The sequence below is a fragment of the Amycolatopsis sp. NPDC034160 genome (genome assembly GCF_055575355.1).
Genome location: NZ_JBVISU010000005.1, coordinates 301,879 through 325,786, shown reverse-complemented (window position 1 = coordinate 325,786; position 23,908 = coordinate 301,879). Strand labels below are relative to the sequence as shown.

General features: G+C 69.2%; 18 protein-coding genes. 15 read left to right on the top strand and 3 right to left on the bottom strand.

Translation table 11 applies throughout. The features are described from left to right. Positions 1-18 precede the first annotated feature (18 nt). The 15 genes from ACZ54P_RS14810 to ACZ54P_RS14740 all read left to right on the top strand — a co-directional run bounded on the left by ACZ54P_RS14810 (position 19) and on the right by ACZ54P_RS14740 (position 21,538). On the top strand, positions 19-1,356 hold the full coding sequence (locus ACZ54P_RS14810) for a GH1 family beta-glucosidase (protein WP_465462058.1): 1,338 nt from the start codon (positions 19-21) through the stop codon (positions 1,354-1,356). A 116-nt stretch (positions 1,357-1,472) separates the two neighbouring features. After that, positions 1,473-2,948, top strand: coding sequence for an amidohydrolase family protein (locus ACZ54P_RS14805; RefSeq protein ID WP_465462057.1), 1,476 nt, complete (start codon positions 1,473-1,475; stop codon positions 2,946-2,948). Then, entirely contained in the window at positions 2,945-4,087 is a 1,143-nt protein-coding gene (locus tag ACZ54P_RS14800; RefSeq protein ID WP_465462056.1) for a M20 family metallopeptidase, read from the top strand. Before ACZ54P_RS14805 ends, ACZ54P_RS14800 begins: the two co-directional genes overlap by 4 nt. 31 nt (positions 4,088-4,118) lie before the next feature. Further along, the gene (locus ACZ54P_RS14795) at positions 4,119-5,003 is read left to right on the top strand and encodes a GNAT family N-acetyltransferase (protein WP_465462055.1); all 885 of its coding nucleotides are present in this window, start codon (positions 4,119-4,121) and stop codon (positions 5,001-5,003) included. Then, complete coding sequence (gene menC / locus ACZ54P_RS14790) at positions 5,000-6,106, top strand: o-succinylbenzoate synthase (protein WP_465462054.1); 1,107 nt, start codon at positions 5,000-5,002, stop codon at positions 6,104-6,106. Before ACZ54P_RS14795 ends, menC begins: the two co-directional genes overlap by 4 nt. A 76-nt stretch (positions 6,107-6,182) precedes the next feature. Beyond that, a complete protein-coding gene (locus ACZ54P_RS14785) occupies positions 6,183-7,856 on the top strand; it encodes a PucR family transcriptional regulator (protein WP_465462053.1) in 1,674 nt (557 codons plus the stop codon). Between the two features lie 178 nt (positions 7,857-8,034). Next, complete coding sequence (locus tag ACZ54P_RS14780; protein WP_465462052.1) at positions 8,035-9,291, top strand: MFS transporter; 1,257 nt, start codon at positions 8,035-8,037, stop codon at positions 9,289-9,291. 124 nt (positions 9,292-9,415) lie between these two features. Next, positions 9,416-10,327: a serine hydrolase gene (locus ACZ54P_RS14775; RefSeq protein WP_465462051.1), complete on the top strand. Its 912-nt coding sequence runs from the start codon at positions 9,416-9,418 to the stop codon at positions 10,325-10,327. A gap of 120 nt (positions 10,328-10,447) precedes the next feature. Further along, positions 10,448-11,836, top strand: coding sequence for a serine hydrolase domain-containing protein (locus tag ACZ54P_RS14770; RefSeq protein ID WP_465462050.1), 1,389 nt, complete (start codon positions 10,448-10,450; stop codon positions 11,834-11,836). Beyond that, complete coding sequence (locus ACZ54P_RS14765) at positions 11,833-12,735, top strand: serine hydrolase (protein ID WP_465462049.1); 903 nt, start codon at positions 11,833-11,835, stop codon at positions 12,733-12,735. The genes ACZ54P_RS14770 and ACZ54P_RS14765 overlap by 4 nt, the downstream gene beginning before the upstream one ends. A 9-nt stretch (positions 12,736-12,744) precedes the next feature. Continuing rightward, positions 12,745-14,343: an ABC transporter substrate-binding protein gene (locus ACZ54P_RS14760; protein ID WP_465462048.1), complete on the top strand. Its 1,599-nt coding sequence runs from the start codon at positions 12,745-12,747 to the stop codon at positions 14,341-14,343. Beyond that, on the top strand, positions 14,343-15,323 hold the full coding sequence (locus tag ACZ54P_RS14755; protein ID WP_465462047.1) for an ABC transporter permease: 981 nt from the start codon (positions 14,343-14,345) through the stop codon (positions 15,321-15,323). Before ACZ54P_RS14760 ends, ACZ54P_RS14755 begins: the two co-directional genes overlap by 1 nt. Position 15,324: 1 nt before the next feature. Then, entirely contained in the window at positions 15,325-17,232 is a 1,908-nt protein-coding gene (locus tag ACZ54P_RS14750; protein WP_465462046.1) for a dipeptide/oligopeptide/nickel ABC transporter permease/ATP-binding protein, read from the top strand. After that, on the top strand, positions 17,229-18,221 hold the full coding sequence (locus tag ACZ54P_RS14745) for an ABC transporter ATP-binding protein (RefSeq protein ID WP_465462045.1): 993 nt from the start codon (positions 17,229-17,231) through the stop codon (positions 18,219-18,221). The genes ACZ54P_RS14750 and ACZ54P_RS14745 overlap by 4 nt, the downstream gene beginning before the upstream one ends. After that, positions 18,218-21,538 (top strand): serine hydrolase, encoded by a 3,321-nt coding sequence (locus ACZ54P_RS14740; protein WP_465462044.1) that lies wholly within the window; start codon positions 18,218-18,220, stop codon positions 21,536-21,538. The genes ACZ54P_RS14745 and ACZ54P_RS14740 overlap by 4 nt, the downstream gene beginning before the upstream one ends. A 160-nt stretch (positions 21,539-21,698) precedes the next feature. On the opposite strand, the gene ACZ54P_RS14735 is transcribed toward ACZ54P_RS14740, so the two are convergent. From ACZ54P_RS14735 to ACZ54P_RS14725, 3 genes are all read right to left on the bottom strand, one after another. Further along, entirely contained in the window at positions 21,699-21,893 is a 195-nt protein-coding gene (locus ACZ54P_RS14735) for a hypothetical protein (protein ID WP_465462043.1), read from the bottom strand. Between the two features lie 180 nt (positions 21,894-22,073). Continuing rightward, on the bottom strand, positions 22,074-22,721 hold the full coding sequence (locus ACZ54P_RS14730; RefSeq protein ID WP_465462042.1) for a response regulator: 648 nt from the start codon (positions 22,719-22,721) through the stop codon (positions 22,074-22,076). Further along, entirely contained in the window at positions 22,709-23,908 is a 1,200-nt protein-coding gene (locus ACZ54P_RS14725) for a sensor histidine kinase (RefSeq protein WP_465462041.1), read from the bottom strand. The genes ACZ54P_RS14730 and ACZ54P_RS14725 overlap by 13 nt, the downstream gene beginning before the upstream one ends.

The following is a 23,908-nucleotide window of genomic DNA, read 5'->3' as shown; positions in this document are numbered from 1 at the left end:
CGTACAGAGAGGTCTGCCTTGAACCTGCACCTTCCCGCCGATTTCCTGTGGGGCGCGGCCACCGCCGCGTACCAGGTCGAAGGCGCCGTCGACGTCGACGGCCGCCTTCCGTCGATCTGGGACGACTTCGTCCGGGTCCCGGGTGCCGTCCTGAACGGTGACACGGCCGACGTCGCGTGCGATCACTACCGGCGCTGGCCGGAGGACCTCGAAATCATGAAGCGGCTGGGGCTGGACGCCTACCGGTTCTCGATCGCGTGGCCGCGGGTGATTCCCACCGGCCGCGGCGAGGTCAACGCGCTCGGCCTCGACCACTACGACCGGCTGGTCGACGCGCTGCTCGAAGCGGGGATCCGGCCGTTCGCCACGCTGTTCCACTGGGACCTGCCCTCGGCGCTGCAGGCGAACGGCGGCTGGCCCGAGCGCGACACGGCCTACGCCTACGCTGATTACGCGGCCGTCGTCGCGGCCCGGCTGGGTGACCGGGTGAAGGACTGGAACACCGTCAACGAGCCGCTGTGCTCGGCCTGGCTCGGCTACCTCGAAGGCCGGTTCGCGCCCGGGATCAAAGATCTCAAGCAGGCGATCCACGCGTCGCACCATCTTCTGCTCGCGCACGGCCTTGGCGCACAGGCGATCACCGCGAGCGCCGCCGAGCCGGCCAACGTCGGCCTGGTGCTCAACCTCAGCGGGATCGAGCCCGCGTCCGACTCCACCGAAGATGTCGAGGCGGCGGCCCGGATGGACGGGCACGTCAACCGCTGGTGGCTCGACCCGGCGAACGGGCGTGGCTACCCCGCGGACATGATCGAGGTGTACGGCGTCGAGCCACCCGTCGTCGGTGACGACCTGGAGGTGATCTCGACTCCGGTCGGCTACCACGGGCTGAACTACTACTTCCGGCAGATCGTCGAGGACGACCCGCACGGCCCCGCGCCGCGTGCCCGGCAGGTACCGGTCGAGGGGGCCGCCACCACCGCGATGGGTTGGGAGATCCACGGGCAGGGACTCGCGGATCTGATCCACCGCCTCGCCAACGAGTACGGCGCGCGGGCCATCTACGTCACCGAAAGCGGGGCCGCCTTCGACGACAAGGTCGCCGAGGACGGCTCGATCGACGACGCCGACCGCATCGCCTACCTGGAAGAACATCTGGGCGCGGTGGCCGGAGCGGCTGAGGCGGGTGCGCCGGTGAAAGGTTATTTCGCCTGGTCGCTGCTCGACAACTTCGAATGGGACAGCGGGCTGAGCAAACGGTTCGGGCTGGTACGGGTCGACTACGACACCCAGGTTCGCACGGTGAAGGCCAGCGGTCACCGCTACGCCGAGATCATCGCCGAGCATCGGGCTCGGTGAGCGGAGTTCGTGCGGGCGGATGGATCCGGTGTCCCGGATTCGTCGCCCGCTACGAACGGACGCCCCGCGAAACCTCCTAGGGTCGCCTTCAACGAGGCGATCCTAGGAGGCGAAGCATGCGGACACTCTTGCGTGGCGGTCGTGTCATCGACCCGGCGACGGGTTTTGACGGTACGGCCGACGTGCTGGTGACGGACGGGGTGGTCACCGCCGTGGGGGAGGGTCTGCCGTCGGAAGCGGGGGACACGGAGATCGACGTCTCCGGGCTCGTCGTCGGCCCCGGTTTCATCGACCTGCACAGTCACGTGCACACCATCGCGGGACAGCGGCTGCAGGCGATGGACGGGGTCACGACCGCGCTCGACCTCGAAGCCGGGTTGATGCCGATCGAGCGGGCCTACGCCGAGGCCGCCGCGGCGGGACGTCCGCTGCACTACGGTTTCTCCGCGTCGTGGGGGTCCGCCAGGGCTCAGGTGCTCGCCGGGATCGAGCCCGACGCCAACATCGACAGCGGGCTCGCGGTGCTCGGGAACCCTTCCTGGCAAAGGTCTTCGTCGCCGAAGGAGCTGGCGGCCTGGCTGTCCCTTGTGGAGGGTGAGCTGGCCGCGGGCGCGCTCGGCGTCGGCGTGTTGCTCGGCTACGCGCCCCTGACGGATCCGGGTGAGTTCGTCGCGCTCGCCCGGCTCGCCAAGGAGGCCGGGGCACCGACCTACACCCACGTCCGTGAACTGGTCGAAGTGGACCCGGCGACTCCTGTCGACGGCTCGGAGGAGATCGCGATCGTCGCGGCCGAGACCGGCGCGGCCATGCACCACTGCCACGTCAACAGCACTTCCGGCCACCAGATCGACCGCGTGCTCGCCGCACTGGAGGCGAGCCGTTCGGCCGGGTCGCGGGTGACCGTCGAGGCTTATCCGTACGGCGCGGGCAGCACGGGTATCGGCGCCGCCTTCCTTTCGCCCGAGCGGCTGAAGATGAAAGGGCTCTCGCCGTCCAGTGTGATCATGCTGGAGTCGGGGGAGCGGATCGCCGACGAGGGCCGTCTGCTGCAGGTCCGCGAGGAGGAGCCCGGAGCGCCGTGCATCCTGGAGTTCCTCGACGAAAGCAATCCCCGCGACCTCGAACTGCTGCGCCAGGCGCTCGTCTTCCCGGACGCCATCGTCGCCAGCGACGCGCTGCCCGTGTACTGGAAGAACGGCACCAGCGAAAGTACCGAATGGCCGTTGCCGCCCGGTGGTGCGACGCATCCGCGGACAGCCGGGACATACGCCAAGACGTTGCGCCTGATGGTGCGCGAGAGCAAGGCGTGGACCTGGCTGGAGGCGTTCCGGCGCTGTTCCTACCTGCCGGCGCGCGTCCTCGACGAGGTCGCCCCGGCCGCGCGGGCCAAAGGCAGGCTCGACGTCGGCGCGGACGCCGACATCGTCGCCCTCGACCCGAACACCATCACCGACGCGGCCACCTACTTCGATTCGACGAGGCCTTCGGTCGGTGTCCGGCATCTGTTCGTTTCGGGCGTTCCTGTCGTCACCGACGGAAACCTGCGCACCGACGCCTTCCCCGGCAAGCCGCTGCGCGGTGAGCCGCGATGAGCGAACTGCTCGCCGACATCGAAGCGCTGGTCCGTTGCGAGTCCCCGTCGTCGGATCACGACGCCGTGGCCCGCAGTGCCGAGGTCGTCGCGGGGCTCGGCCGGAGACTGCTGGGAGCCGACCCCGAACGGATCGTCATCGGCGGGGTCACCCATCTGCGATGGCGATTCGGCGACGGACCGACGCGCGTGTTGCTCCTCGGTCACCACGACACGGTGTGGCCGCACGGTTCGCTGGAGACCCATCCGTTTTCCGTACGGGACGGCGTGTTGCGCGGTCCCGGCTGCTTCGACATGAAGGCCGGGGTCGTGATGGCGTTGCACGCCGCCGCGGTCGTCCCCGATCGCACCGGACTGTCCATTTTGGTCACCGGCGACGAGGAGATCGGCTCACCGTCGTCGCGCGCCCTGATCGAGGAAACGGCGGCGGGCTGTGACGCGGCGTTCGTGCTGGAGGCTTCGGCCGACGGCGGTGCGCTGAAATGCCGTCGCAAAGGGGTTTCCCACTACCAGGTCGAGGTGACGGGTCGCGCGGCGCACGCCGGGCTCGAACCGGAGAAGGGGATCAACGCGGGGATCGAGATCGCGCACCAGATCCTCGCGGTGGCCGAGCTCGCCGACCCCGAAGCCGGAACCAGCGTGACACCCACCGTCGTCTCGGCGGGAACGACGGTCAACACCGTCCCGGCCGCCGCGAAGGTGGAGGTCGACGTCCGCGTCTGGAACGAGGCCGAGCAACTCCGCGTCGATCGGTCCATCCGAGATCTCCGGCCGGTTCTGGAGGACGCCGTGGTCCGGGTCACCGGCGGGATCAACCGGCCGCCGTTGGAGGAAGGCTCCTCGTCGGGATTGTTCGCGCTGGCTCGGGAATTGTCGGACGAACTCGGTTTCGGTGAACTGACCGCGGCATCCGTCGGCGGTGCCTCGGACGGCAATTACACCGCGGGGTTGGGCGTGCCCACCCTCGACGGTCTCGGCGCCGTCGGCGGCGGGGCACACGCGGATCACGAACACGTCGTCGTCGCGGAATTGCCGCGGCGCACCGCCTTGCTGGCCGCACTCGTGGAAAACGTCCTCGCGAAGCGGGGTCCGTCCGGCGCGACGAATCCCGCGGGCGAATCTGGTACGGCACGACGGTGACTCGGCCACCGGGCCGGGAAAGGATTGTCCCGTGACGAATCTTGCGACGAATACGGAAAGCCCGGCCTCGGCCGAGGTGCGCGACGAGGCCGTCGCCGCCGCGCGGGCCGCGGCCGTGGCTTCGGGCGTCGAAATCCGCGAACTCACCGAAATCGCCGATCTGGCCGCCGTCGTGGACCTGTTCGAATCGATCTGGAAGTCCGCGCCCGGCGCCCGCCCGGTGAGTACGGAGCTGCTCCGGGCGATGTCCACGGCCGGGAACTACGTCGCGGGCGCGTTCGAACACGGCGAACTCCTGGGGGCCTGCTTCGGTTTCTTCGGGAATCCGGGGAAGGCGAGCCTGCACAGCCATATCGCCGGGGTCGCCAAAGCGGGCGCGGGCCGGGGGATCGGTCACGCGCTCAAACTGCACCAGCGCGGATGGGCACTGCTCCAGGACGTCTCGATGATCACCTGGACCTTCGATCCGCTGGTGCGGCGCAACGCCTATTTCAACCTGGGGAAACTCGGTGCGCACCCGATCGGGTACCTGCCCGACTTCTACGGTCCGATGGAGGACAGCATCAACGGTTCGGGTGACACCGACCGGCTGATGGTCGGCTGGGACCTGACGAGCCCGAACGTCCGCGCCGCGGCGTTCGGTGAACCCGTCCTGATCGACGCGGGAGCACTGGGGGCGGCGAAGGCGCTTTCGGTCGACGCCGATGGCGGCCCGCTGGTCGGGACCGCCGACACGCCGACCGTGCTCGTCGCCGTGCCGCCCGACGTCGAACGGTTACGCCGCACCGATCCCGGTCGCGGCAACGCGTGGCGGGTCGCTCTGCGCGAAGTCCTCGGCGGACTGATGGCGGACAACGCCAAGGTCGCCGGTTTCGATCGTGCCGGCTGGTACGTGATCTCGAAGGAGCAGTCGTGAAACTCAGCGGTGTGGAACTGCGCCGGGTCCGGATGCCGCTCGTGGCCCCGTTCCGGACGTCGTTCGGGACGCAGTCCGAACGGGAACTGCTGCTCGTCCGCGCGGTGACCCCGGCGGCCGAGGGCTGGGGCGAATGCGTGGCGATGGAGGCGCCGCTCTACTCGTCGGAGTACAACGACGCCGCCGAGCACGTGCTGCGGAACCATCTGATCCCAGCGCTGCTGGACGCCGGTGAACTCACCGCGCACAAGGTGACGCCGCTGCTGGCGAAGTTCAAGGGCCACCGGATGGCGAAGGCCGCGCTGGAGATGGCGGTGCTCGACGCCGAACTCCGGGCGCACGACCGGTCCTTCGCCGCCGAGCTGGGGTCCACTCGCGACTCCGTGGCCTGCGGGGTGTCGGTCGGCATCATGGACTCGATCCCGCAGTTGCTCGACGTCGTCGGCGGGTATCTCGACGAGGGCTACGTGCGCATCAAGCTGAAGATCGAACCCGGGTGGGACGTCGAGCCCGTCCGCCAGGTGCGGGAGCGCTTCGGTGACGACGTGTTGCTGCAGGTCGACGCGAACACCGCGTACACCCTCGGCGACGCGCCGCTGCTGGCCCGCCTGGACCCGTTCGACCTCCTCTTGATCGAGCAGCCGCTCGAAGAGGAGGACGTCCTCGGGCACGCCGAACTGGCCAAGCGCATCCGGACGCCGATCTGCCTCGACGAGTCGATCGTTTCGGCGCGGGCCGCGGCCGACGCGATCAAGCTGGGCGCCTGCCAGATCGTCAACATCAAACCGGGCCGAGTCGGTGGCTACCTCGAAGCCCGCCGGGTGCACGACGTGTGCGCGGCGCACGGGGTCGCGGTGTGGTGCGGCGGGATGATCGAGACCGGCCTCGGTCGGGCGGCCAACGTCGCGCTCGCCTCGCTGCCGGGTTTCACGCTCCCGGGTGACACCTCGGCATCCGGCCGGTTCTACCGCACGGACATCACCGAGCCGTTCGTGCTCGAGTCCGGGCATCTGCCGGTGCCGACCGGTCCAGGACTGGGGGTGACTCCGATTCCGGACCTGCTGGACGAGGTCACGAAGACGAAAGCGTGGATCAACTCGTAGCGTGCTACGAATTCCGGGGTTAGATTTGGTCGGATCGAACCACTCGGTTCGGTGAGGCCGGGTTTAACTTCGGGGGGTGCTGACACCGGTGCCCAGTAAGCCGCATACGAGTTTGGGGCGCGTCCTCGAAGACCTCGGGGACGTGCTCCTGGAGCCGGTCGCGGTCGGCGGGACCACCCGCAAGCAGCTCGGCGGAGTGGTCATCCACGATCCGCACGACGAGTCGGAATTTCCCGCCTCCGCCGTCGTGCTCGGCGTCGGGGTGCGGGAGCACGACGAGGTCGTCCGCCTCCTGCACGACGTGGGTGCGAGGGGAGCGGCGGCGCTCGTCGTCCGGTCTCCCGTCACCCCGACGCCGGAACTCCGGCGCGTCGCGGACTCGACCGGGGTCGCCCTGCTCGGCCTCGCCAGCGGTGCTTCCTGGGCCCAGCTCGCGGCCATGCTCAGGACCTTGCTCGCGGAGGGCGACGTCGGCGAGGTCTCGCCGCAGACGCTCGGTGGAATGCCCTCGGGTGATCTTTTCGCCCTCGCCAACGCCATCGCCGCGCTGTTGGACGCGCCGGTGACCATCGAGGACCGCAACTCGCGGGTGCTCGCGTTCTCCGGGCGTCAGGACGAGGCGGACCCATCGCGGGTCGAGACCATCCTCGGCAGGCAGGTACCGGAGCGGTTCACCCGCAACCTGGAACGGGACGGCATCTTCGAAAAGCTCTACCGCGAACACACGCCGGTGTACGTCGATCCGCAACGCTACGACGCGCACGAGATCGTGATCCCGCGGGTGGCACTCGCCGTCCGCGCGGGTGACGAGGTGCTCGGATCGATCTGGGCGGCGGTCCGGGAACCGCTCAGCGAGGAGCGGACACAGGCGTTGATCGACGCCGCCAAACTCGTCGCGTTGCACCTGCTCCGGCTGCGCGCGGGCGCCGACGTCGAACGAAGGCTGCGCGCGGACCTGGTGAGCACGGCGCTCGAAGGCGGCGCCGCCGCACCGGAGGCCATCGCCCGGCTCGGTCTGCTGGGCCAGCCGTCGATCGTGCTCGCGATGGGCCTGCTCGGGGCGCCGACCCCGGACGACGATCTCCGGCTCGTCGCGGACCGTCAGCGGGTCGCCGACGCGCTGGCCATGCACCTCAGCGCCGTCCAGCCGCGCTCGGCCGTCGCGCTCGTCGGCGACGTCGCCTACGGCATCGTCCCGATGCCGGGCAGCCACGCCGACTGCCAGGAGCGCTCGATCCGAGTCGCGTCGACCTTCCTGGAGCGCACCGGACGCCGGGCGGCGGCCGCGATCGGCATCGGACCGCTCGCGCTCGACGGCTCCGGTCTGCGTGCCTCGCGCGACGGCGCCGACCGCGCGTTGCGGGTGCTGCTCACCAACGGCGGCGCCAGGCGCGTCGCGACCGTCGAGGACGTCCACGTCGACGCGCTCATGCTGGAGCTCGCCGATTTGGCCGCGGCGAGGGGAGACGTCGCGACCGGACCCGTCGCGCGGCTGCTCGCCTACGACGCCCAGCACCAGTCGCAGCTGGTGCACACCCTCAGGTGCTGGCTGGACGCTTTCGGGGACATCGGTGCCGCGTCGGCCGCGGCCTACGTCCACCCCAACACGTTCCGTTACCGGTTGCGGCGGCTGGCCGAAGTCGGCGAGATCGACCTCGACGACGCGGGGGAGCGGTTCGCCGCCATGCTGCAACTGCGGCTGCTGCCCCGGGACGCGCGGACAGGGCCGCCCGCCATCGAGGAGTCTTGACCTTCGGCCGAGGTTGGTCATCCCGGCCGGAAAGACCGCCGGATGTTCGTGGGATCGAACCAACTCTCCCGCTCACCCGCTGTTCAAAATAAGTGATCGGCGCGACACCGGAAACGGCATCCGGTCCCGACAGCGTGCGTCGTTCTCCTTCTCTCCCAACGGTTTCGGCGGAGGCGTGATGGCGACAGTGGTCAAAGAGGACACCTGGACGGCACGGCGGATCAACCGGACGGCGGTCATCACCATGGTGGTGATGGTGTTCGCCTGGTCGGTCGACTACATCGATCGGTTCTCCATCGGGATGGCGCTGCCGATGATCGGCGCCGAGTTCGACCTCAGCAAGACCCAGCAGGGCTGGCTCGTGACCGTTTTCGCCCTGGTCTACATGGTCTGCCAGATCCCGGCCGGATTCCTCGCCGACCGCTACGGCTCCCGCGGTCCGATGCTGGTCACGTTGCTGCTCTGGTCGGTGTTCACCGCGATGACCGGAATGGCCGGCACCTTCGGGATGCTCCTCGTGGTCCGCGGCCTTTTCGGGGTGTGCCAAGGACTTTTCCCGGCGGCCTCGTTCAAGGCGATCGCGGAGCGGACGACTCCCGCCAACCGGGCGACGGTCACCGGCGTGATGCTTTCGGCGGGCGGGATCGGCGCGGGGCTGGCACCGCTGATCGTCGGGCCGTTGCTGATGGCCATCGGCTGGCGGCACACCTTCTTCTGGATGGCGGGGATCGGCGCGCTCATCGGCGTCACGGTCTGGGCGATCCTGCCCAAGGCGCTGCCGAAATCGCTCAGCAGTCTTCCCCTTGACGAGGCGAAGACGCCTGAGGTGTCCCGCAAGCAGGTACTGAAATCCCCGGTGATCTGGAAGTTCACCCTGCTGTTCTGCGTCACCAACATGCTCAACTACGGGATGATCACCTGGGTACCCAGCTACCTGCTGGAGGCGCGGGGGCTGTCGTTGAGCCAGACCGGCGTGCTGGCCGCGATCCCGATGCTGGTGAGCATCGGCACGACCATCCTCGGTGGCTGGCTGTTCGACCGGTACTTCCACGATCACGGCCGCTGGTACCTCGGCTCGATCGCCTTGGTGACCGTGGTGCTGCTGACGCTCATGGTGAACGCGGACAGCACGGCGGAATTCACCCTCTACGAGACGCTCGCCCTCGCCGTCTTCGGCATGGCGACGATGGCCGTCTTCGGTCTTCCGCTGCGGGTGCTGCCCACGGCGGTCACCGGGATCGGCATGGGGGTGATGAACTTCGGCGGCCAGGTGGCCGGCGCGGTCGCCCCGGTCGCGATGGGCTGGCTCGCGGACACCTTCTCCTACACCGCCGCGTTCGGCTTCCTCATCGGCACCACCCTGCTCACCGCGGTGATGGCGTTCTGGGTACCGCAGACCCCCGCGCAGTTCACCTTCTCCACCGAAAAGTCGTAAGTAGACAGATCTTCGGTACAGGTGGTCGTGAGTGGCGATTCGGGTTCTAACCCGAATCGCCACTCACGACCAACCCAGCCCACCCCTCACCTGCGCCCTCCTCCCACCCTCAGACAGGAGCCCCATGCCCACCGCGTCCGAAGTCATCGAAACGATCAACGACCGCGCCGAGGAGGTGGGTGTCCGCGTCCGGTTGCACGCGGCCGAGATCGACGGCACCCGGCGGATCGGCATCGACGAAGACATCCCCGTCGTGACCGCGTCGGTGTTCAAGGTGCCGGTCGCGCTGGAGCTGGCCAGGCAGGCTGCCGAAGGTGAACTCGACCTCGGTGAGCGGATCACCGTCGCCCCCGGACATCCCACTCCAAGCCCGTACGGCCTGGCGACGTTCCGGCACGAGGTGACGATGTCCTGGCACGACCTCGCGATCCTGATGATCGGGATCAGCGACAACGTCGCCACGGACCTGATCCTCGACCGCGTCGGGAAGAAATCTACCGAGGAAACCTTGCGGCGATTGGGTTTCGCGTACACCACCGTGTCGCAGGACTGCGGTGAGACCCTCGGCAGCATCGGAGAAGACCTCGGAATTTCCTACGAAGACGACGAAAGGCTGCTGGCGGAGCTTCCGATGGAACAGCTCACCGCGTTGCGCGCGCTGCAACCGGCGCACACCTGTGCCACGACCGCCGAGGAGATCACCCGGCTGCTCGGGCTGATCTGGCGTGACGAGGCGGCGTCGCCCGCCGCTTGCGCGGACGTCCGGCGCTGGCTGGAACTCCAGGTGTGGCCGCACCGGCTGCGGTCCGGGTTCCCGGACGACGGGATCCGGGTGAGTGGCAAGACCGGGACGCTGCCGTCGTTGCGCAACGAGGTCGGTGTGGTCGAGTACCCGGATGGGGGCCGTTACGCGGTAGGGATTTTCACCGACGCCGTCGACGCGCGCTCGCGGGTGCCGGAGCGGGACGCGTTCATCGGCTTCGCCGCGGCACGGGCGGTCGAATGGCTGAGGCTTCCGTGGGCCGGGAACGAATGATTCGTCGGCGCGGATGAATTTTCCCGCCGCTCTCGTCGTTCCGCACGAACCGGTGACGCCCGTCACCGTCCTAGCATTCCGGGAACCGCCGGACCACCCTTTCCACGGACGAGGACGCCCATGTCGAAACTTTCCGAAATCGATGCCTGGCTCGAACAGAACCTTCCGGCCCTGCTGGCCGAACACCAGGTACCCGGCGCGGCGATCGCGGTCTTCGCCAACGGTGAGGTCGTCGACCACGCGGCCGGTGTGCTGAACAAGGGTACCGGCGTCGAGTCCACTGTGGACTCCGTCTTCCAGATCGGCTCGATCACCAAGGTGTGGACTACCACCCTCGCGATGCAGCTCGTCGACGAAGGGCGGCTGGACCTCGACAAGCCGGTGCGCTCCTACCTTCCAGAGTTCGTCCTCGCCGACGAAGACGCCGCGGCACGGATCACCGTGCGGCAGCTGACCTGCCACACCTCCGGCTTCGAAGGGGACATCTTCACCGACACAGGTCAGGGCGACGACTGCGTCGCGAAGCTCGTGGCGACGTTGTCCGACGTTCCCCAGCTGTTCGGTCCTGGCGAGATGTTCTCCTACAACAACGCCGGGTACTGCGTGCTCGGCAGGATCATCGAGGTCCTGCGCGGCAAGTCCTACGACGAGTGCCTGCGCGACCACCTGTTCACCCCGCTGGGCCTGACCCACGCGGCGACCGGGCCCTACGACGCGATCCGCTACCGCGCCGCGATCGGGCACGTCCAGCCGACGCCGGACGACGAGCCGGTCCCCGCGCCCGTCTGGGCGCTCACCCGGTCGAACAGCCCCGCCGGCTCACATCTGGGGATGCGCCCGCGCGATCTGCTGACCTTCGTGCGTATGCACCTGAACGAGGGCCGGGCCGACGACGGAACCCAGGTGCTCCAGCCCGAGACCGTCCGCGCCATGTGGGAACGCCAGGTCGAACTGCCCTACCTCGGCCTGATGGGCGGGGCGTGGGGGCTCGGCTGGATGATCTTCGACTGGGACGGCGGTCCGGTGATCGGTCACGACGGCGGCACCATCGGCCAGTCGGCCTTCCTGCGCGTGGTGCCCGGCAGCAACGTCGCGGTGGCCCTGCTGACCAACGGCGGCAAACCACTGCACCTCTACCTGGACATCTTCCGGAAGGTGCTGGGCGAGTTGGCGGGCGTCGAAGTCCCGTCGCTGCCCGAACCCAACGCCGCCGAGACCCCGGCCGACCCGTCCCGGTTCGTCGGCGAGTACTCCTCGCAGGTCTCGGACATCGTCGTGAGCCAGGACGAGGACGGCGACCTGTGGCTGGAACGTACGCCGAAGGGCGTGTTCGCCGACCTCGGCGGCCCGCCGGAGAAGAACAGGCTCCACGGCTACAAGGGCGACACCTTGGTGGCCGAAAACGACGGGCTGGGGCTGCACCTGCCGCACGCGTTCGTCGGCGACGACGGCAGCGGGCGGGCGTTGTTCGTCCACACGGGACGCGCCGACCGGCGGGTGAGCCGATGACCGGAATCGACGGCGAGATCGAGGCCGTCTTCGCGAACGCGGGTGCCCGCGGTTTCGTGCACGCGCGTGAGGTCGGCGTCGAGGGCGGCCCCGAAGTCGGTGTCGGCGCGGACGATCCGGTCGTACTGGCCTCGGTGTTCAAGATCCCGGTGGCGGTCGCCTTCGTCCGCGAGGTGGCCGCGGGCAGGCTCGACGAGACCGAGCGGACCCGCGTCACCGCGCGGTACCGGATCGGCGGGGTCGGCACCGCCGGTTGCGCCGACGACGTCGAAATGAGCTGGCGCGACCTGGCGCATTTCATGCTGACGATGAGCGACAACGCCGCGACAGACCTGATCTACCACCGGATCGGCCAAGACAAGATCGACCAGGTGCTCACCGACCTCGGACTGGCCAGGACCCGCCTGATCGGCTGTTGTGAAGACCTGTTCGCCTCGGTCATCGCCGACCTCGGCGCGAAACCGGACGACGAGCTGGAAGCCGTTTTCGAAGCGGCCACCGAGGAACAGCTGTGGAAGCTCTCGGTGGTCGACCCGGAACGCACGACGGCGTCGACCCCGCGCGAGATGACCACGCTGCTCGACGCCATCTGGACCGACCGAGCGGGCGACCCGGCCGCCTGCGAACGGGTGCGGACGATCATGGCCCAGCAGATCTGGCCGCACCGGATCTCGTCCGGCTTCCCCGCGGAGGTGGCGATCGCGGCGAAGACCGGGACGCTTCCCTCGGTCCGTAACGAAGCGGGGGTGGTGACCCATGTGGACGGTCGACGCTACGCCGTCGCGGTGTTCACCCGCGCCGATTCTCTCGAAGAGCGCTTACCCGCGGTCGATTCCGCCATCGGCGAGGCCGCCCGCCTCGCCGTCGAACACCTTCGCGCGCAGTCCGTGACCCAGTAGGAGAACCCCATGAAGAATGCCCGGCTCACCGCCGCGATGGCGACCGTGGTGGCCTTGACCGTGAGCGCGTGCGGGGGGACGTCGCAATCCGGCCAGGACCGGACCGCGAACCAAAAACCGGTCGAAGGCAAGACCTTCACGATGGCGATACCCACCGATCCGGGAGCGCTGGACCCGGCGATGACCGTGCTCGCGACCGCGCTGGAAATCTCCCGCTACCTCTACGACAGCCTGATCAATCTCGACGAGACCGGCAAACCGATCGCGGGACTCGCCGAGAAATGGGAGGCCACCACGACCACGGCGTCCTTCACCCTCCGGAACGGCATCACCTGCGACGACGGCACGCCGCTGACGGCGAGCGATGTGGCGGCGAACATCGGCTTCATCGGCGATCCCGCGAACAAGTCCCCGATGGCCGGGCTCGCGATCGCGCCGGGTACCAAGGCGACCGCGGACGACGCGGCCAGGACGGTCACCATCACCAGCGGGGCGCCGGACGCGTTCCTGCTGCGCAACGCGGGCGGCCTGCCGATCGTCTGCGGCAAGGGCGTCACCGATCGCCAGGCGCTGGCCAAGGGGAAGTACGGCACCGGCATGTTCACCATGACCGAGATCGTGCCGAACGACCACTACACACTCACCAGGCGGAAAGACTACGCGTGGGGACCGGGGGAGTGGCAGCGTGAGCAGCCAGGCCTCCCGGAAAAGGTGGTGTTCCGCGTCATCCAGAACACCACGACCGCCGCGAACCTTTTGCTGTCCGGTGAACTCAACGGCGCCAGGATCACCGGCCAGGACCGGCAGCGCCTGCGCGCCCAGAAGCTGTACCACGGCGAACAGGTCGTGCCGATGGGCGAGATGTTCTTCAACCAGGCGCCCGGTCGCGCCGGCGCCGATCAGGCCGTCCGCCGCGCGCTGGTGCAGGCACTCGACCTGGCCCAGATCGGGAAGGTGCTCACCGGCGGTACCGGGGCGCCCAGCCAGGGAATGGTCACCACCGAACCCAGGGCGTGCACCGGTGACGCGGTGGGCGGAAAGCTGCCCGCGTTCGACGTCGCCGCCGCCAAGGCGGGTTTCGACGCGGCGGGCTGGAAACCGGGCGCGGACGGCGTGCGGGTCAAGGACGGAAAGCGGCTCGCGCTGACCGCCGTCTACGGCACCCAGGTGGGGCCGACGATGGCGCCCTCCGCGGAACTGATGCAGCAGTCCTGGAAGGCCGCCGGAGTGGAGGTCACCCTCAAGGGTCTCGACAGTCCGGGCACCAGTCAGGTGCTCTTCAACACCGGTGAGTGGGACATCTCGCTGGCGCCGGTGACGCTCTTGCTGCCGAGCCAGGCCGTTCCGTTCGTCTCGGGACCGAAACCGCCCGCCGGCACGAACTTCGCGCACATCGAGAACGAGCGGTACCAGACGCAGGCCGCTCAGGCGGCGCAGCTGCCCGGTGACACCGGCTGCGCGACCTGGCTCGCGGCGGAAACGGCGCTCATCGAGCGGCTGGACGTCGTGCCCTACGTCAACTCGGTCATCCCGACCTTCGGCAGCAACGCGCGATTCAAGGTCAGTTTCGGTTCGGTCGAGCCGTCGTCGATCCGGATGTACGGCTGATGACGGCCGCGCTCGTCCCGGCAGGGTTGCGCGGCGGCCCCTGGCTCTCGTTCGCGGTTCGCCGCTTCGGCAGGTTCGCGGTTTCGCTGTGGGTCTTGGTCACCACGGCCTTCCTGATGATCCAGCTGGTCCCCGGCGACCCGGTGCGGGCGGCGCTCGGCCTGACCGCTCCGGTGGAGCTGGTGAACGCGCGACGGGAGGCCCTTGGCCTGAACGATCCGCTGTGGCTGCAGTACGTCCACTACCTCGGCGGGTTGTTCTCCGGCGATTTCGGGACGTCGATGACGAGTGGGCAGCCGGTCTCCGAGGTGATCGGAGACCGGCTGCCCGCCACCCTCCAGCTGGCACTGCCCGCGTTCGCGGTGGTCATCGCCGTGGCGGTCCCGCTCGGTGTGCTGTTCGCCGTGCTGACCCGCGGCGGCCGTCGCCGTGGTGGTGAACTGGCCTTCACCACCACGACCGTCCTGCTCGCGGCCGTTCCGGAGTTCCTGCTCGCGGTCGCGCTGGTCGCGTTCTTCGCGGTTCAGCTCGGCTGGTTCCCGGTGGCGGGGAGCGAGGGCGCGGGTTCGCTCGTGCTCCCGGTGATCGCGCTGGCGCTCGGCCCGGCTTCGGTGCTCTCCCGCATCGTGCGCGTGGAGACACTTTCGGTACTGGGCAAAGACTTCATCCGCACGGCGAGGGCGAAACGGTTGCCTGCCCGGTTGGTCTACCTCCGGCACGCGCTGCCGAACGCGCTGACCGCGACGCTGACCATGGGCGGACTGATGCTGACCGGGATGGTCGCCGGGACGGTGCTGGTGGAGAACGTGTTCGCCTGGCCCGGTCTCGGTTCGACCATCGCGCAGTCGATCCTGCAGAAGGACTACCCGCTGGTGCAGGGAATCGTGCTCGTCTACGGCATCGGTGTCCTGCTGGTGAATCTGACGGTGGACGTGCTGCTGGCCGTCCTCGACCCGCGCTCGACGATCCGGGAGAGCTGAAATGGTGAATCGGCGCGCGAAATGGGTCGCGGCTCTGCGCACCCCGGTCGGCGCGTTCGCGGCGGCCCTGCTGGTCCTGGTGGTCGCGCTCGCGGTGCTGGCCCCGATCCTGTGGCACGACAACGCCTTCGAGGTCGACACCGAAGCCATCGGCCAAGGTCCGTCGGCGGCGCACTGGCTGGGGACCGACGACCTCGGGCGCGACATCCTGTTCCGGGTGCTGGTGGCGACCCGGCTGTCGGTGCTGCTGGCGGTGGTCGCCACGGTGATCGGGGTGGTGTCGGGGATCGTCCTCGGCACGCTGCCTTCGCTGTTGCCGCGTCCGGCCGCGCGGCTGGTCACCTCGGCGGTGAACATCGCGGTCGCGTTCCCCGGGTTGCTGCTGGTGTTGTTCTTCTCCGTCATCTTCGGTGTCGGAACCCACGGCGCGGTGCTGGCCGTCGGCTTCGCGCTGGCGCCGTCGTTCGCGCGGCTGGCCCAGACACTGTCGGCTTCCGTGGCGGGCCAGGACTTCGTGTCCGCCGCGCGGATCTCCGGCGTCGGCCGGATCCGCCTGCTGGTGCGGCACATCCTGCCCAACATCGGCGAACCGCTGGTGGTGAACGCGACCATCGGCGCCGGTTCCGCACTGCTGGCGTTTTCGGGGCTGTCGTTCCTCGGCATCGGGGTGCAGGCACCGGATTACGACTGGGGACGGCTGCTCGGCGAAGGGCTCAACGGGATCTACGTCAATCCGGCGGCCGCGCTCGCTCCGGGGGTCGCGGTGGTCCTGGCCGGACTCGCCTTCAACCTGGTGGGAGAGACGGTCGCCGGCGTGATCGGCGTCCGGACCGGACTGCGGAAGCTCGCGCCGCGGCCGGTTCCCCCGGCACGGGAGGACCTCGCTCGGGAGCACGACGACGATGCCGTGCTGGTGGTGGAGAACCTCCAGGTCGCCTTCCCGCGTCCAGCGGGCTGGACCGTTCCGGTGCGCGGGGTGAGCTTCACTGTCCGCGCCGGCGAGGCGATCGGCGTCGTCGGTGAGTCGGGCTCGGGGAAGAGCCTGACCGGCCTCGCGGTGTCGCGGCTGGTCGAAGCGCCTGCCGTGGTCACCGCGGACCGGCTCGAATTCACCGGGAAGCCGGTGCTGACGACGCCGGAGCGGGAACTGCGCGGTCTGCTCGGCACATCGCTGGCGATGGTCTTCCAGGACCCGATGACGTCGTTCAACCCGACCAAGCGGATCGGGCGACAGCTCGCGGAGGTGTCCGAACAGCACCAGGGCCTGCCGCGCGCCAAGGCGTTCGCACGAGCCGTCGACCGGTTGCGCGCGGTGCGGATCCCCGCGGCCGAACGGCGCGCCCGGCAGTACCCGCACGAGTTCTCCGGCGGGATGCGGCAGCGCGCGATGATCGGCATGGGCCTGATGGGCGACCCCCGTCTGATCATCGCCGACGAACCGACCACGGCGCTGGACGTCACCGTGCAGCGGCAGCTCCTTCGGTTGCTGGCGCGGACCAGGGCCGAGCGGAACACGGCGATCATCCTGATCAGCCACGACATCGCGGTCGTTTCGCAGACCTGTGAGCGGATGCTGGTCATGTACGCGGGCAGGCTGGTGGAGGACCTTCCGTCGGCGGGGATGCCACGGCATCCGTACACGCGGGCCTTGCTGGCCGCGACGCTCGACCTCGAGACCGATCGCGACGCGCCGCTGGCGGTGATCCCCGGCCGTCCGCCGGAACCGGATCGCGTGCCCGCCGGCTGCGCCTTCGCCGACCGGTGCCCCGCGGTGACCGATCGGTGCCGCCTCGAAGACCCGGTATTGGAACCGATGACACCCGAGCACCGCGTCGCCTGCTGGCATCCGCACACGACGGCGTTTTCCTCACCGGCCAAAGAAGCCGTGACCGCCGGAGGTGCGGAATGAGTGACCTCGTCTTCGACGCGGTGAGCGTGCGGTACGGCGGGAGACGCGGTCTCACCGCGGTCGACCACGTCGGCCTGACCGTCCCTTCGGGACAGGTCGTGGGGCTCGTCGGCGAATCGGGTTCGGGGAAGTCGACGCTGGCCCGCGCCGCCGTCGGCCTCTCGCCGGTCACCTCCGGACGCGTCCTGCTGGGCGGGGTGGACGTGCGGAAGCTGCCCCGGCGACGTCCGTTGCAGATGGTGTTCCAGGATCCGTATTCCTCTTTGGACCCACGGATGAGCATCGGGGAGTCGATCACCGAAGCGATCCCGCCCGGAGTTCTTTCCGGCCGGGCCGCCCGCCGGGACGAGGTCGCCCGGCTGCTGGAGCTGGTCAACCTCGATCCGGATCGCGCCGGTCACCTGCCGGGGCAGCTCTCCGGCGGGCAACGGCAGCGCGTGGCGCTCGCCCGCGCACTGGCGGGACGGCCGGAGGTGCTGATCGCGGACGAGATCACCTCCGCGCTCGACGTCTCGGTGCAGGGCGCGGTGCTCAACCTCGTCCGGGACGTCCAACGGCGGCTCGGTCTGTCGATGCTGTTCATTTCCCACAATCTCGCCGTCGTGCGCTATCTCAGCGACATCGTCGCCGTGATGTACCTCGGCCGGATCGTCGAAGCCGGCCCGGCGGAGCAGGTACTCGGCGATCCGCAGCATCCCTACACCCGCGACCTGCTCGCCGCCGCGCCTTCCGCGCGCACCTCCCTGTTCGACATCGGCACGGACGAGGCGACCGCCGACGTCGAACCCGCCGACCCGCACCACCCGCCGAGCGGCTGCCGCTACCACACGCGATGCCCGGTCGGGCCGCTCGTGCGCGCCGACCGCGAACTCTGCCTTCGGCAGGACCCCGCCGACGACGCGGCACACCGACGTCATTCGGCGGCCTGCCACTTCAGCGAAACCGAGAGCCACCCGCCCGCGATCTCCCGAGGAGCCAGCGCACCATGACCCGACGTCTCGAACTCGACGACCTGTACGAAATCGCCGTGCCGAGTCAGCCTTCGCTGTCCCCGGACGGCGACCGGATCGTGTACGTCGTACGCACCGCGGACCGCGAAGAGGACCGGAACGTCGACACGCTCTGGGAGATCGGCGCCACCACGGGAGAAGCCCGTCAGCTCACCCGCGGAACCGCCGACGTCGCACCGGCGTGGGCGCCGGACGGCTCGCGGATCGCGTTTTTACGGGCACAGGACGGTCCGCCGCAGGTGTGGTTCCTGCCGTCGTCGGGCGGGGAAGCCGAGCGGATCACCGAACTCCCGCTCGGCGCCGGTGCTCCGGTGTGGAGCCCGGACGGCGGCAAGATCGCGTTCTCGGCCGCGGTCGACCTCGCGGGCGGCGAACCCGCGTCGAACGCCCCGGTGGTGGCGGAACGGCTCGACTTCAAGGCCGACGGCGCCGGGCTGATCAAGACCATCCGCAAGCATCTGCACGTCCTCGACGTCGCCACGAAGGAAGTCCGGCAGGTCACCTTCGGCGAGTGGCACGCCGGTGACCCGACCTGGTCACCCGATGGGACGCAGCTGGCGTTCTCCGCCGGACGCGACGCCGACGCGGACCTGACCTTCCGTTCCGGGGCCTACGTTCTCGACGTCACCTTGAAGACTTCCGAGCCGCGGCTGGTCGGTTCCGGTGACGGCATGGCGGGTCCGGTCACCTGGACCGCCGACGGGCGCGCGCTCCTGGTGGTCGGCAGGCGGGACACCGAAGTCGGCCACCTCGGCCTGCTGCGGATCCCGCTCGACGGCGGGGACGCGGCCGAGCTGACCGCCTCCCTCGACCGCAACGTGATGTCCGGCGGCGCCGGCTATCCGGGCGCGTTCCCGAAACTGACCGCGGACGGCGGTTCGGTGCTGTTCGGGGTCCGCGATCGCGGCTGCACTCATCTGTACGAAGTGGACACCGACGGCGGAACCCCGCACGCCGTTCTCGCCGGTGCCGATCGCGTCGTGTCCGGAATGGACAGTGCGGGCGGGCGAGTGGTGGTCGTCCTCGCCACGAACACCTCGTTCGGCGAGATCGCGGTCGTCGACCCGGCTACCGGCGCCGTCGACGTGCGTACCCGGCATGGCGCCTCGGTCGACGACGTCGAGTTCTTCCGCCACGAGGAACGGGAATTCAGCATCGGCGACGGCACCGTCGTCCACGGCTGGCTGCTGCGCGACGCCACGAAGACCGGCGCCGCACCGTTGCTGCTCGACATCCACGGCGGACCGCACAACGCCTGGAACGGCGCGGCCGACTCGATCCACCTCTACCACCAGGCACTGGTCGCCCGGGGCTGGGCGGTGCTGCTGCTCAACCCGCGAGGCAGCGACGGCTACGGGGAGGACTTCTTCACGGGCGCCGTCGGCGAGTGGGGCCTCGCCGACGCCCGTGACTTCCTCGAACCCCTGGATCAGCTGGTCACCGAGGGGATCGCCGACGCGGACCGCCTGGCCGTGGCCGGTTACAGCTACGGCGGGTTCATGACGTGCTATCTGACCAGCCGCGACCACCGCTTCGTCGCCGCCGTCGCCGGTGGTGTGGTCAGTGACCTGACCAGCATGGAGGGGACGTCCGACGCCGGGCACTACCTGGCCGTCCGTGAACTCGGCGGCCGATCACCGGACAAGAACTACGCACAGCTGTCGCCTTTCGCCCGGGTCACAGCGGTCCGGACGCCGACGCTGCTCATCCAGGGCGCGGAGGACGAGCGGTGCCCGGTCGGGCAGGCCGAGCAGTGGTTCAGCGCCCTGCGCGCGGGCGGTGTCCCGTCCCGGCTGGTGCTCTACCCGGGTGGCTCGCACCTGTTCATCCTCGACGGTCCGCCCTCGCACCGCCTCGACTTCAATCGCCGTGTCTTCGAATGGGTCGAGCAGTACGCGGCGCCGGCGGACGGGGTCTCGCGCGTACCGATCGACGCGGCGCACTGGCAGCGGCGTCTTGCCGAACTGGCGCGCAAGTACCGCGTCCCCGGTGCGGCGCTGGGCATCACGCGAGTCGGCGATGACGCGGAGGCTCACGTCACCTACGGCGTGCTGAACGCGGCGACCGGGGTCGAGGTCACCGAGGAGTCGGTGTTCCAGATCGGCTCGGTTTCGAAGGTGTGGACCGCGACCGTGGTGATGCAACTGGTCGACGACGGGCTCCTCGACCTGGACGCCCCGATCTCCGACGTCGTCCCCGAACTGCGGCTGGCCGATCCGGACGTCGCGAAGCAGGTGACCATGCGGCATCTGCTGACGCACACCAGCGGGATCGACGGCGACGTCTTCACCGACACCGGCCGAGGGGACGACTGCCTCGAACGCTACGTCGAAATCCTCGACCAGGCCGGGCAGAACCATCCGCTCGGCGCGACCTTCTCCTACTGCAACTCGGGTTTCGTGCTGATGGGCCGGGTGATCGAGAAGCTGACCGGGCTGACCTGGGACGCCGCGATGCGGGAGAAGCTGTTCGCGCCGCTCGGCCTCAGCCACACCGTGACCCTGCCCGAGGAAGCGCTGATGTTCCGCGCGGCCGTCGGTCACGTCACGGAGGGGGACGAAGATCCGAAGCCCGCGCCCATCTGGGGGTTGCCCCGGAACATGGGCCCCGCCGGGCTGATCACCGCCACGACCAAGGACGTGCTCCGGTTCGCCCGGCTGCACCTGACCGGCGGTCTCACTTCGTCGGGGGAGCGGATCCTGACGACGGCGTCCGCCACCGCGATGGCCGAGAAGCAGACCGACATCCCCGACAAGCACTCGCTCGGTGACTCCTGGGGGCTCGGCTGGATCCGTGACGAGTGGAGTGGACGGCGGGTCATCGGCCACGACGGCAACACGATCGGTCAGTCGGCGTTCCTGCGGCTGCTGCCCGATCAAGGGCTCGCCGTCACCCTGCTCACCAACGGCGGCAACACCCGCGACCTGTATGTGGAGCTGTACCGGGAGATCTTCGCCGAACTGGCGGATGTGGCGATGCCGAAGCCGCTCGAGCCGCCCGCGACTGCGGTCACCGTCGACGGTTCGAGGCACGTCGGCGTCTACGAGCGGGCCGGTGTGCTGATGGAGGTTTTGGCCGAGGGAGACGGAATCCGGCTCCGGCAGACCGCCACGGGGCCGCTGGCCGAACTCCTGCCGGAGAAGACGATGGAGTTCGACCTGGTCCCGGTGACGGACTCGCTGTTCGTCTGCCGTGAGCCGGGCGCGCGGACGTGGATGCCGGTCACCTTCTACACGTTGCCGACCGGTGAGCCGTACATGCACTACGGCGTGCGCGCGACGCCGAAAGTTTCTTAGGGGTTTGTGGCGTCGGTCCCACAGGGACCCCGAGTCGGCAGAGAGTGTCCGTGAAGGCCTCCTTCCCTACCTTGAGAGTAGGGAAGGAGGCCTTCACGGACCCGACATCTTTGCCTTGACCTCTTTATCGCTCACGACCCGACGTCGCAGAACCCTCGGCTCAGGCGTTGCGTCGCGACACACCGCGGACGATCAAAAGCACGATGCAGATGATCGCGACGGCGCCCGCGATCATCCGGAGGGTGTAGTCCATCCCCGCGAACTGGCCGATCCCGTTCGCGGCCGCGCTGACGAGGAGGACGAGCCAGAGGGAGGTGGTGACCAGTACGCCGCTTGCCTTTTTGGTGTCGTTCATGGGAAAGACGTTAGAGATCGGCGCGGTGGCGGGACAGGGGAGTGACCCCCGTCCGCGAGGTGGTGCTGGCGCTACCCCCGCGACCGCCACCGGTTGGTCGTGAGTGGCGATTCGGGTTAGAACCCGAATCGCCACTCACGACCAACCGCACCGGCCGCATTCAGAAGACTAAACGCGCCGTCAGTTCTTCCCGCTCAAGTAAGCCAGCACGGCGAGAACGCGCCGATGTCCACTGTCTTCAGGCAACCCGAGCTTCGCGAAGATGTTCCGGATGTGCTTGTGTACTGCCCCGTCGCTCACCACCAGAAGCTCGGCGATGGTCGTGTTGTTGTACCCCTCGGCCATCAGCCCGAGCACCTCACGCTCCCGCGCGGTCAGCGCTTCGAGCGGGTCGGTCGCCCGGCGGTGCGCCATCAGCTGGGTGATCACCTCGGGGTCCATGGCCGTGCCGCCCTTGACGACCCGGTCCAGCGCGTCGATGAACTTCTCGACCTTGCCGACCCGCTCCTTCAGCAGGTACCCGACGGAACCCTTGCCGTCGGCGAGGAGTTCGGCCGCGTAGCCGGTTTCGACGTGGGCGGACAGCACCAGCACGGGCAGCCCCGGGTACATCTTCCGGGCCTTGACGGCGGCCCGGAGGCCTTCGTCGGTATGTGTCGGCGGTAGCCGGACATCGGTGATCACCGCGTCGGGCCGGTCCTTGGCGACCAGTTCGAGGAACTCGTCCACATCGTCCATCGCCGCGATGACGTCGATGCCCGAGGTGTTCAGCAGCAGCACCAGGCCTTCGCGCAGCAACGCGTCGTCCTCGACGATCACGACCCGCATGGCAACTCCACTTTCACTACGGTCGGCCCACCGGCCGGGCTGGACAACTTCACGGTCCCGTCGAAGGCTTCGGCGCGTTTGCGGATCCCGGACAGGCCGCTGCCGCCGGATTCGTCGGCACCGCCGTGGCCGTCGTCACGGATCTCGACGAGCAGGGTGTCGGCGGTACCGTCGAGCGTGATCCAGGCGTGTTCGGCACCGGAATGCTTGGTGATGTTGGTCAGCATTTCGGCGACGACGAAGTAGGCGGCGGCCTCGACGGCGGCGGGACGACGGCTGTCGCTGCGAACGTCCACAGTGCACGGGACGGGGCAGCGGTCGGCGAGCGCGGTGACAGCACCGTCGAGACCCCGATCGGTCAGCAGGGGCGGATAGATACTCCGCACGACGGTCCGCAGTTCGGCCAGCGCGCCGGTTGCCGTGTCCTGCGCCTTGCCCAGCAGCTCCCGGGCCTTTTCCGGGTTCTTCTCGAAGATCGAATCGGCGATCCCCAGCTGCAGCACCACGGCGGCGATCCTCGCCTGCGTCCCGTCGTGCAGGTCGCGTTCGAGACGGCGGAGTTCGGCACCGTGCGCCTCCAGCGCGGCGGCCCGGGACGCGGCCAGTTCGACGACGCGGTCGGTCAGCACGACCCCGGGCGCGGGCGCGAGCAGCTTCCGGGCGATGACGGCTTGCCACCGCGCCAGCCTGGGGTACAGGAAGATCAGCGCGATCATGCCGACGCCGGTCACCGCGCTGAGCGCGGCCATCGGCCAGGACGTCACCATGAAGCCGAGCGAGCTTTCCACTCCACCGGGCACGGTCGGCCAGATGAACGCCGTGATGACCTGTCGGATCCCGCCGAGCGGGAAAGCGATGGCGAAGATCCCGATGATGAAACCGGTGGCGGCGTGGAAGACGAGCCACGTCAGATCCCGCCGCGACGCCGGATCGGTCACCGGGTTCCCGGAGCGGTACGGCTCCGGTATCGGCTCGTCCAGCAGGCGGGCGGCGCGACGGCGTTCGAAGTTGACCGGATACCTGATCAGCTTGAGCGCGTGCGGCACCGCCGGGATCCCGACCCCGAACGGGCACATCAGCAGCACGAACAGCATGCCGACGAGGACGAACCAGGAGAGCATCGAAGTGGCCGCGCCGACGGCCAGGAACCGGATCGCGGACCAACAGGACCGCAGCCGGGTGATCAC

Excerpts from the sequence above, each read along its gene's own strand:
- ACZ54P_RS14770 (WP_465462050.1), top strand. The coding sequence starts at position 10,448 with ATGTCGAAACTTTCCGAAATCGATGCCTGGCTCGAACAGAACCTTCCG.
- ACZ54P_RS14745 (WP_465462045.1), top strand. The coding sequence starts at position 17,229 with ATGAGTGACCTCGTCTTCGACGCGGTGAGCGTGCGGTACGGCGGGAGA.
- ACZ54P_RS14735 (WP_465462043.1), bottom strand. The coding sequence starts at position 21,893 with ATGAACGACACCAAAAAGGCAAGCGGCGTACTGGTCACCACCTCCCTC.
- ACZ54P_RS14765 (WP_465462049.1), top strand. The coding sequence starts at position 11,833 with ATGACCGGAATCGACGGCGAGATCGAGGCCGTCTTCGCGAACGCGGGT.
- ACZ54P_RS14800 (WP_465462056.1), top strand. The coding sequence starts at position 2,945 with ATGAGCGAACTGCTCGCCGACATCGAAGCGCTGGTCCGTTGCGAGTCC.
- ACZ54P_RS14755 (WP_465462047.1), top strand. The coding sequence starts at position 14,343 with ATGACGGCCGCGCTCGTCCCGGCAGGGTTGCGCGGCGGCCCCTGGCTC.
- ACZ54P_RS14750 (WP_465462046.1), top strand. The coding sequence starts at position 15,325 with ATGGTGAATCGGCGCGCGAAATGGGTCGCGGCTCTGCGCACCCCGGTC.
- ACZ54P_RS14805 (WP_465462057.1), top strand. The coding sequence starts at position 1,473 with ATGCGGACACTCTTGCGTGGCGGTCGTGTCATCGACCCGGCGACGGGT.
- ACZ54P_RS14740 (WP_465462044.1), top strand. The coding sequence starts at position 18,218 with ATGACCCGACGTCTCGAACTCGACGACCTGTACGAAATCGCCGTGCCG.
- ACZ54P_RS14760 (WP_465462048.1), top strand. The coding sequence starts at position 12,745 with ATGAAGAATGCCCGGCTCACCGCCGCGATGGCGACCGTGGTGGCCTTG.
- ACZ54P_RS14775 (WP_465462051.1), top strand. The coding sequence starts at position 9,416 with ATGCCCACCGCGTCCGAAGTCATCGAAACGATCAACGACCGCGCCGAG.
- ACZ54P_RS14730 (WP_465462042.1), bottom strand. The coding sequence starts at position 22,721 with ATGCGGGTCGTGATCGTCGAGGACGACGCGTTGCTGCGCGAAGGCCTG.
- ACZ54P_RS14780 (WP_465462052.1), top strand. The coding sequence starts at position 8,035 with ATGGCGACAGTGGTCAAAGAGGACACCTGGACGGCACGGCGGATCAAC.